Here is a 9,206-nt window from a genome sequence, read left to right as displayed (position 1 = left end):
CATGGTTGGCTGATGGAGCTCAGCCTTCAGATACAGTTCGCAACATCCTTTCAAAAGAAGGCGTATTGAAAAAATTCCACGATTCTAAATTCTCAAAATAAGTTTAAAGTAGGTTGACAGATGGATACGATTGAAAATCTCATTATTGCGATTGTGAAACCTTTGATTTCACAACCTGATGCCTTAACTATCAAGATTGAAGACACACCAGAGTTTTTGGAGTATCACTTGGATCTTGACCAAAGCGATGTCGGTCGTGTTATCGGTCGTAAGGGTCGCACTATCTCAGCGATAAGAACGATTGTCTACTCTGTCCCAACTGAAGACAAAAAAGTAAGAATCGTTATCGATGAAAAATAAAGAAAGCGGGACGGATGTCTCGCTTTTTTGTGAGGAGGAGAAGATGAAGGATTTAACGTTTAGACAATTACAAGATTACTTACTCGAACTTTACCAGCAATCTCGAACTGAGGAAGGTCTCTTTATCAAGCTAGTGGAGGAAGTCGGAGAAGTAGCCGAGGTCTTGAATGGGCGCTCTGGTCGAAAAGAGGGTGTCCAGGACTCAAATGAGGAACTAGCCAAAGAACTGGCAGATATTATTCACTACACTGTCGCAATTGCGGCTATCAACGACATTGACCTAACCAAAACCATCTTTGACAAAGATAAGAAGGCTGCCATTAAGTATCAGCACAAACAAGATTTGGAAGGATTTTTGGATAACTTCCAAGAGAACTAGGAGTAATCTCTTTTCACTAATATGAAAGGTTTCTCCTAGCTTACGCTAGCTTGCATAGAGAAAGCAATGAAACTGGCAATTTATATTATCAAAGTAAGGAATCTCTAAGAGGCAGACAAGTTAGAACTTGTGAGAAAAGAACGAGAAAAGCAGATCAGACTGGCTGACTCCTTTATAGGCAATGAAAAAGAATTTATCATCTTGAAAGAGTGATAGTGGGAATAAAATACTAATCCTAGAAATAGCATCTAGGATTTTACTATGCTAAAATGGAAAGACAGTCTCAAAATTTCTAGTTGATTTATCTTGAGAATAGCTACTTTTAAAGGGAGTAACAATCTATGAACGAGAAAACAAAAGCATACTTAGCGGCCTTATCCTTTTCAGCCATCATTGGTTTTTCTTTTTTATTTACTAAGATTGCTTTGGGCTATGCCAGTCCACTTACAAACTTGGCACATCGCTATACAATCGCTGCTTTGGTATTGGTCATCCTTCATCAAACAAAACTTATCAATGTGAGTTTGAGTAGAAAAGATATTCTTTCTATTCTGCCTATGAGTCTTTTCTATCCACTCCTCTTCTTTATTTTTCAATCCTTTGCTTTACAGTATATATCGTCTTCTGAAGCGGGAATTTTACAAGCGCTTGTCCCGATTTTTACTCTCCTTTTGGCATCGGTCTTTCTCAAGGAAAAGACAAGTTTGCTGCAAAAGTTCTTTTTAATTTTATCCGTAGCAGGAGTAGTTTTCATCTTCCTTAGTAAAGGAGCAAACTTTAGCACTGAAACTGCTAGCTTGGGCTTTCTCTTGATGTTGGGATCTGTTCTCGCCAATGCGATAAACAATATCCTCAGCAAGGCTAAAGGAGGTCGCTATCGGGCTATGGATATGACAGTTGTTGTGATATTTGTTGGCTTCGTCACCTTTAATACGTTGAGTCTGACCTCTCACTATCTAGAGGGGAACATATTAGCCTATGTAGAACCGCTTGGACAGGTACCCTATCTGCTTTCCATCCTCTATTTGGGAATTTTAGCCTCTATAGTTACTGGTAGTCTCTCTATCTATGCTATCGTTCGCCTCGGCGCATCAACCGTCAGTGTCTTTGGTAATCTTGGAACAGTTTTGACCATTCTAGCCGGAGCCCTTATCCTCCACGAACCGATTTATAGCTACCATATGATAGGAGCAACTTTGATTATTGCTGGAATTTTAGGTATGAATCTGATGAGAAAAAAGTAAAGATTGCGTAGCAGTCTTTTTCTTTATCCAAATGATGCAGAAAATTCAAAATTTTTAATGAAATTAAGTTTAAAAAACGATGATTTTAATATAGCGTGTTAAAATAGATAAAAAGAATGATATTAGGATAAAGAGGAGCGAATGTAGAAATGAAGCAAAATGATATAGCTGAAGCTATTGCTTTTTATAATAGAGAATCTGAGGTGTTGGAACGTCACCTTATAGCGGTCGTAGATTGTGATTTGGTTGTTTATCATCGTCCTGGAAGCGCAAGTAAAGGGCATATTATTTTTTATCATGGAGCTTGTGGACGTAGTCAGATGTGGGCCCACCAGTATGATGCCTTTGAGGGATTTGACCTTTACTTTGTAAATGTTAGAGGGCAGGGTGAATCACCTATGAAAGTTGGGCTACCCGATTTAGAAGGCGCTATTCAAGATGTAGATGCCATTTTGTCCTATTTTAAGCTGGATAAGGTGATATTGGTTGGTCATTCTTGGGGAGGAAATCCACTTCAAGAGTATACCTATCGCCATCCAGAAAGAGTCCTAGCCTTGGTCATGGTAGATAGTTGGGGACAGCATCGATACTTATCAGAGAAAGAAAGAGGTCGAATCAAATATAGTTCTCTTATGTACAAAACGATTCCTTGGAAGGTGATTGCTGATAAGAACTCAAAAATGTGTACTGATAACCCTATCACAAGAGAATTAGTTAAGACTGCCATTATAGAAACTGGGAGAGATGTTTTCTTGAATCTTGGAATCACAGGTTTCTTGGCAGTTCATGAGATAGAAGGATATAAAGGAAATCCTCCCATGCTATTAGTAAGAGGCGAAAATGATTTTCCCAAACACCTAAAAATAATCTATGATGGTATCATTGCTCTAAATCCCAATGCGCGTCAAGTAACGATTTCAGACAGTAAACACCAACCGATGAATGACCACCCTAAAGAGTTTAATCAGATAGTTGGTGATTTTTTTGAAGAAGTAGTAGCCTTGTAAGTTAGAACCTATCCAACTTGTGAAAATCCCTGGAACGTGATAAAATAAAGGATAAGGGTTTTTAATAAATCATTGTTATAGAATGAGTGGATTTCTTTATGAAACGGTTTGAAGTAACTACAAAAATTGGCAGTCTCTTTGTTACTTATAAAAAGAAAAAGAAAGTGCTTGTTTGTTTAAATGGCGCAGGTTTGCTACCAAGTTATGAAAATTTTTCACTTATACTTGAAAAACTTCCTTCAACAATTGGTTATTTGACAATTGATTTTCCAAACACAGGTAGGAGTCCGATTCATGACCAATCTGGAAAAAATCTGGACAATCTTGTAGACGCGGTTTATGAAGTACTTGAAGAATTGGCAATTTCTGAATATATACTTTGTGTACATAGTTTGAGTGGAATTTTGGCTTGCAAATTGATGAGCAAATCAATTAAGTGTCAGGCTTTAGTAGCAATTGAACCAACAACTAAAAAAGTAATGTTTTCTGATTTTTCAGAAAATCCTTATCCAGAAATGGAAGAGCAGATGAGACTGATTGAAGAGTGTGGCCCCGAAGTTTATTTTAAGAACATAACTCAAGCAGCATTTAGCTCTGAAACTAATGAAGAAATCTGGGATTTAGTGCAAGAAAAAGATTCAGAGTTGGAAAGACAAGTTCCAGAATTTCATATATATTGTGAGATTACTGAGAAAGATTTTGAGAATGTATCTATAGAAGCTCATATTCCCGTTTTTATTTTTTGTCAGGCTTATAGAGAAAAAGAGTATAGAGAATCAGAGTATTGGACTTCCAATACTAAGCTCATTTTAGGAGGGAATCACCATTATTTACAATGGTCAGAATCAGAAAAAATTGCAGCCATCATTCGAGAATTGTCAGAATAAGATGGAAAGAAGGAGAGTACAGGAGACAAGATGAACTACTTTAATGTTGGAAAAATCGTCAATACGCAGGGTCTGCAGGGTGAGATGCGAGTCTTGTCTGTGACGGATTTTGCTGAGGAACGGTTTAAAAAAGGGGCAGAGCTGGCTTTATTTGATGAAAAAGATCAGTTTATCCAAACAGTGACCATTGCTAGCCACCGTAAGCATAAGAATTTTGACATTATCAAATTCAAAGATATGTACCATATCAATGCGATTGAGAAGTACAAGGGTTATAGCCTCAAGGTTGCTGAGGAAGATTTGAACGATTTAGATGATGGTGAATTCTACTATCACGAGATTATCGGTTTGGAAGTTTACGAGGGTGATAACTTGATTGGAACCATCAAGGAAATCCTACAACCAGGTGCCAACGATGTCTGGGTGGTCAAACGAAAAGGTAAGCGTGATCTGCTTTTACCTTACATTCCGCCAGTAGTTCTCAATGTTGATATTCCAAACAAGCGGGTCGAAGTGGAAATCTTAGAAGGACTAGATGATGAAGATTGATATTTTAACCCTCTTTCCTGAGATGTTTTCTCCGCTGGAGCACTCGATTGTTGGAAAGGCTCGAGAAAAAGGGCTCTTGGATATCCAGTACCATAATTTCAGAGAATACGCTGAAAAAGCCCGTCATGTTGACGATGAGCCCTACGGAGGCGGTCAGGGGATGTTGCTCCGAGCCCAACCCATTTTCGATGCCTTTGATGCTATTGAAAAGAAAAATCCCCGTGTCATTCTTCTTGATCCTGCTGGAAAACAGTTCGATCAAGCTTACGCTGAGGATTTGGCTCAGGAAGAGGAACTAATCTTTATCTGTGGTCACTATGAAGGGTATGACGAGCGTATCAAGACCTTGGTAACCGATGAAATTTCCCTAGGAGACTATGTTTTGACTGGAGGAGAATTGGCGGCCATGACCATGATTGATGCGACCGTGCGCTTGATACCAGAAGTGATTGGTAAGGAGTCTAGCCACCAAGATGATAGCTTCTCTTCGGGACTTCTTGAATATCCTCAGTACACTCGCCCTTATGACTATAGAGGCATGGTCGTGCCAGATGTGCTCATGAGTGGGCACCATGAAAAGATTCGCCAGTGGCGGCTCTATGAGAGTCTAAAGAAAACCTACGAGCGCAGACCTGACCTGCTAGAAAACTATCAACTGACAGCCGAAGAAGAAAAGATGCTGGCTGAAATCAAAGAAAACAAAGAATAAAGGAGAACCTTATGCAAGTAATCAAACGTAATGGAGAAATTGCTGAATTTGATCCAGATAAAATTTACCAAGCTGTCCTAAAAGCAGCTCAAACAGTTTATGTTTTGACCGATGACCTGCGTCAAAACCTAGCGCAAGTTACTAAAAAAGTCGTTTTGGACTTGGAAGAAGCAAAAGTAGAACGTGCCACTATCAGCATGATCCAATCAATGGTTGAGCACCGCTTACTTGGAGCTGGTTACATCACAATTGCAGAACACTATATCTCTTATCGTTTGCAACGCGATTTGGAGAGAAGTGGTTATGGCGACCATATCGCCGTTCATCTTCATTTTGAACAAATCCGTTAAGAAAAAGAGTGGGATGCAAAGAACATCTCACTCTTTCTTAAATAGACTTTTCTGAGCTTTTTGTACAGTTGAGGGAACGAAACGAAGTCGCTTAATGTCACTGATACGAATGATTCGGGTCACGTTTTTTGAAAAATTTTTGATGATAATTTGTCGGCGATTAGCATCGTGTTTAACAATATCACCCGTAAAACTTGTCTCAGCAAGTATGACATGAACAGCCGTCTTTTTCTGGATGGCTTGTTCAATCATAGCAGTGAGGGAGTTATCCTCAATTTGAGGATGATCATCATTCCCATTGAGAAAACCATGTAGTTTATCTAGAACTAGTTTGAATGTCTGTCTCATAGAATCCTCCCTTCTTATATATCCACATTATATAAAATTTTCCTAAAAACCACAAGATTTTTACGAATAGACTATAGAAAGCATATCACATAAAGGAGTTAAAATGGCAGAATTTACATTTGAAATCGAAGAACACTTGCTCACCTTGTCTGAAAATGACAAAGGATGGACAAAAGAACTAAATCGCGTTAGCTTTAATGGAGCACCAGCAAAGTTTGATATTCGTTCTTGGAGTCCTGACCATACTAAAATGGGCAAAGGAATCACGCTTTCCAATGAAGAATTTCAGGTAATGGTCGATGCCTTTAAAGAGGGACAATAAAAAGAATCTTGAGTGCAACTCAAGATCCTTTTTTAGGTACACAATATAGTCACAGAGAGAAGTCTTAGACAATTGAATGAAAGTCTCTCTGTACTCTTCAGGGGTGATTGGATTATCTTTACGAATCCAGACTTCAATGAAAGAGATTGCCATGGTCGTAATGATATAAGCGATGTCCTCTTTATTAAAATTATATTTCAGTTGGTAATTGACATTCTTGAGGACCCATTCAGAGTATGTTCCACGAAGAAATTCCTTCCAACATGGGTCGACTTGTGTGGTATACAAGGTGTTAACAACTTCCCTTTTTTCGTATATGAGAGGAAGTATATGGTCTGCTAAAAAGCTGATAGGATCTCCATCATTGCTAGGGCAGTACTTATTAAAGACGTTAAAAATGTGCTGATTGGTCTCTTCGTGAATGTATTCGATAATATCTTCAAAGTTGTTAAAATGCTTTTGATAAATCGCTTGTCGTGAAATACCAGCTTCAGCAGCAATTTCAGTCATTGTAAAGGAACTACGCTGAGGATTTTTCTTAGCTAGTGTGATGAGAGCTCTAATGATTAGCTCACGAGTATTCTTTGCCATAGAATTACCTTTCTACTTATAATTATTTACAGTTATTTTTGAATGAAGAAAAATCAAAATGTTCAAGTTAATATAAATAATCAATGAACATAAAATTTTCTGAATCTTTTAGGTAGCTCTATTGTATCACAATTAATTTATAAAATATAGCAATATCATTGAAAATGCGTTTTCTGAAAAGTATACAATTATTAGCCTTTCAAAAACAATGGAAGCTTATTTGGTTTGAATCAATTAGAATACTTTTCTACTTTGCATATCGTGAAAAGCTGTAATTTGAAGGATAAAACGATTAATATTCATACCGGTATAAGAATAGTCAAGTAGCTAAATAGTGTACAGTTGATTCTTAGAATGGAAATAGTCCAGAACAATTGTTCTAGACTATTCTTTTATCTTAAAAAATATGGAAGGCTTTTCAATCTTTCGAGTAGGGGACGACTAATGAAACTAATGGCAATAATCTTACCAAGATCAGGGAGGATAAAGGGAAGGACACCGACAGCTAGTGCCTTATCGAATGGCATACCAGCAAGGAAGTGGAGGCTGAGAATTCCCCCGACAAAGACGAGGGAGTCACCCAAGAGGTTGGCTAGGAAAATGCGAATGTAGCCACTATTTTGATGGATGAGATAAGATGTAAGTCCAGCATAGACAAGATCGAACCAAAGATAGCCTGCGCTTGGGCCGACTAAAACGTGAAATCCTGCACCACCCCCTGCAAAGACAGGTAAACCAATGGCACCCAGCAGGAGATAGAGAGCTACAGATAGAACGGCTTCCCTGGGTCTAAAAACAGTAGCAATCAGACCAATTGCAAAGTTTTGCAAAGTAAAGGGTACAGGACCGATAGGGAGACTGATTTGTGCCAATACGGCGATGAGAGCAGCACCGATAGCAGGAATGGCATAGATATGAGCTTTTTTCAAAACTGTTAACCTCTTTTCAAAATTATAGTAACTATTATACTAATTCAGAAACAAAAGTCAACCTATTTTTGAAATCAAGGTAACAATTTTGTAACGGCCGATTTTGCAAGTAAAAAGAGACCTCAAGAGGTCTCTTGCGATAATTAGCGCATGGTCACAAATTCTTCTGAGGCGGTTGGGTGGATAGCTACTGTAGCATCAAAGTCCGCCTTGGTTGCTCCCATCTTGATGGCAACAGCGAATCCTTGAATCATCTCATCCACTCCGTAACCAAGTCCGTGAAGTCCAACAACTTTTTCGTCAGCACCGGCGGTGATGAGTTTGAATCGAGACTCTTGACGATGGCTTGTAACGGCTGAGTACATAGATGCAAAGCTTGACTTGTAGACTTTGATGTTATCTTGGCCGTATTCTTTGATGGCTTGATCCTCAGTTAAACCAACCGTTCCGATTGCTGGATGGGAGAAGACAACAGTAGGGATAGTCGTGTAGTCCATCTTGGCATTTGTTTTCCCGTTGAAGAGGCGTTCAGATAGGGTACGTCCTGCCTTGATGGCTACCGGGGTCAGTTCCTTCTCACCAGTAACATCTCCAAGAGCATAGATGCCATCTACAACTGTATTTTGGTATTCATCCACTTGGATAAATCCACGTTGGTTGAGTGTAACTCCAGCCTTTTCTAACTCCAGACCATCTACATTTGGACGGCGACCGGTAGCCCAGATAACTTGGCTGGCAGTGTGACTAGAACCGTCTTCGAAATGAATGGTAATACCTTGCTCCGTTTCTTCGAGCTTGACGGGTACCTTGTGTGTGTGCAAAGGTAGACCTGTTTTTTCCATTTCATTGACAAGTCCTTCAACGATGTAGCTGTCAAAACCACGCAAGGGACGATCACGACGGACAAACAAATCAGTTTTTACTCCTAGAGCGTGGAGAACACCTGCTAATTCAACAGCTATATAACCAGCTCCAAGAATCGCAACGGAGTCAGGAAGTCGCTCCCAAGCAAAGACATCGTCTGAGCTGCCACCGAGTTCAGCTCCAGGAATAGTTGGGATGCTTGGACGAGCCCCAGTCGCAATCACGATATGCTTGGCACGAATCAATTCACCATTAACGCTGACTGTGTGGGAATCAACGAAATGAGCACGACCTTCAATCAAATCGACCCCATTGCGCTTGAAACTTCCATCATAAGATGAGCGAGCACGGTCGATGTAGGCTTCACGGTTTTGACGAAGTTTAGCAAAATCAAATTGAACATCTGAACTTGTAAAACCATAGTCAGGGCCGTAGTGGTGGAAACTTTCAGCGATTTGAGCTCCATACCACATGATTTTCTTAGGAACACAGCCGATATTGACGCAGGTTCCACCTAATTTTTTCTCTTCGATAACAGCTGCTTTAGCACCGTGTTCGCCAGCGCGGTTCATAGTGGCAATGCCACCGCTCCCTCCGCCGATAGCGATGATATCATATTCTCTCATAGAAAACTCCTTATAGCTTTGATAGTCATATTCTATCGTTT

Annotated in this window: 13 protein-coding genes and 1 pseudogene; 10 read left to right on the top strand and 4 right to left on the bottom strand. The window is 39.5% G+C overall.

Going from position 1 to position 9,206, the window contains the following annotated elements:
• The 9 genes from SORDD27_RS10280 to SORDD27_RS04590 form a co-directional block, all read left to right on the top strand.
• A partial coding sequence (locus tag SORDD27_RS10280; protein WP_231069317.1) for a 30S ribosomal protein S16 occupies positions 1-101 on the top strand: 101 nt, incomplete at its 5' end.
• Positions 102-120: 19 nt separating this feature from the next.
• Entirely contained in the window at positions 121-360 is a 240-nt protein-coding gene (gene kphA / locus SORDD27_RS04625; RefSeq protein ID WP_000379617.1) for an RNA-binding protein KphA, read from the top strand.
• Positions 361-403: 43 nt separating this feature from the next.
• Positions 404-739, top strand: coding sequence for a MazG nucleotide pyrophosphohydrolase domain-containing protein (locus SORDD27_RS04620; protein ID WP_061428077.1), 336 nt, complete (start codon positions 404-406; stop codon positions 737-739).
• A 341-nt stretch (positions 740-1,080) separates the two neighbouring features.
• A complete protein-coding gene (locus SORDD27_RS04615) occupies positions 1,081-1,983 on the top strand; it encodes a DMT family transporter (protein WP_061427604.1) in 903 nt (300 codons plus the stop codon).
• 149 nt (positions 1,984-2,132) lie between these two features.
• Positions 2,133-2,990: an alpha/beta fold hydrolase gene (locus SORDD27_RS04610; protein WP_061427602.1), complete on the top strand. Its 858-nt coding sequence runs from the start codon at positions 2,133-2,135 to the stop codon at positions 2,988-2,990.
• 98 nt (positions 2,991-3,088) lie between these two features.
• Positions 3,089-3,877, top strand: a complete 789-nt coding sequence (locus SORDD27_RS04605; RefSeq protein ID WP_061427599.1) for an alpha/beta hydrolase family protein — start codon at positions 3,089-3,091, stop codon at positions 3,875-3,877.
• A 30-nt stretch (positions 3,878-3,907) separates the two neighbouring features.
• On the top strand, positions 3,908-4,426 hold the full coding sequence (rimM, locus tag SORDD27_RS04600) for a ribosome maturation factor RimM (RefSeq protein ID WP_061427598.1): 519 nt from the start codon (positions 3,908-3,910) through the stop codon (positions 4,424-4,426).
• A complete protein-coding gene (gene trmD / locus SORDD27_RS04595; protein WP_002882191.1) occupies positions 4,416-5,135 on the top strand; it encodes a tRNA (guanosine(37)-N1)-methyltransferase TrmD in 720 nt (239 codons plus the stop codon). The genes rimM and trmD overlap by 11 nt, the downstream gene beginning before the upstream one ends.
• Positions 5,136-5,146: 11 nt before the next feature.
• Positions 5,147-5,485: an ATP cone domain-containing protein gene (locus tag SORDD27_RS04590; protein WP_001196045.1), complete on the top strand. Its 339-nt coding sequence runs from the start codon at positions 5,147-5,149 to the stop codon at positions 5,483-5,485.
• Between the two features lie 27 nt (positions 5,486-5,512).
• On the opposite strand, the gene SORDD27_RS04585 is transcribed toward SORDD27_RS04590, so the two are convergent.
• On the bottom strand, positions 5,513-5,833 hold the full coding sequence (locus SORDD27_RS04585) for a eukaryotic translation initiation factor 4 gamma (protein ID WP_061427596.1): 321 nt from the start codon (positions 5,831-5,833) through the stop codon (positions 5,513-5,515).
• Positions 5,834-5,936: 103 nt separating this feature from the next.
• Here SORDD27_RS04585 and SORDD27_RS04580 point away from each other — a divergent pair, with 103 nt between their 5' ends.
• Complete coding sequence (locus tag SORDD27_RS04580) at positions 5,937-6,155, top strand: YdbC family protein (protein ID WP_061427594.1); 219 nt, start codon at positions 5,937-5,939, stop codon at positions 6,153-6,155.
• Positions 6,156-6,194: 39 nt separating this feature from the next.
• Here SORDD27_RS04580 and SORDD27_RS04575 read toward each other — a convergent pair.
• The 3 genes and pseudogenes from SORDD27_RS04575 to gor form a co-directional block, all read right to left on the bottom strand.
• Positions 6,195-6,746: pseudogene (locus tag SORDD27_RS04575) on the bottom strand (TetR/AcrR family transcriptional regulator); the annotation flags it as partial.
• A gap of 392 nt (positions 6,747-7,138) precedes the next feature.
• Complete coding sequence (locus SORDD27_RS04570; protein ID WP_061427592.1) at positions 7,139-7,675, bottom strand: biotin transporter BioY; 537 nt, start codon at positions 7,673-7,675, stop codon at positions 7,139-7,141.
• A 143-nt stretch (positions 7,676-7,818) separates the two neighbouring features.
• Positions 7,819-9,165: a glutathione-disulfide reductase gene (gene gor, locus SORDD27_RS04565; RefSeq protein ID WP_061427590.1), complete on the bottom strand. Its 1,347-nt coding sequence runs from the start codon at positions 9,163-9,165 to the stop codon at positions 7,819-7,821.
• Positions 9,166-9,206: the final 41 nt, after the last annotated feature.

It is taken from the genome of Streptococcus oralis (assembly GCF_001579025.1).
Lineage (GTDB): Bacteria > Bacillota > Bacilli > Lactobacillales > Streptococcaceae > Streptococcus > Streptococcus oralis_X.
Note: the sequence above shows the minus strand (reverse complement) of the source record. Positions and strands in the feature narration are given on the sequence as shown.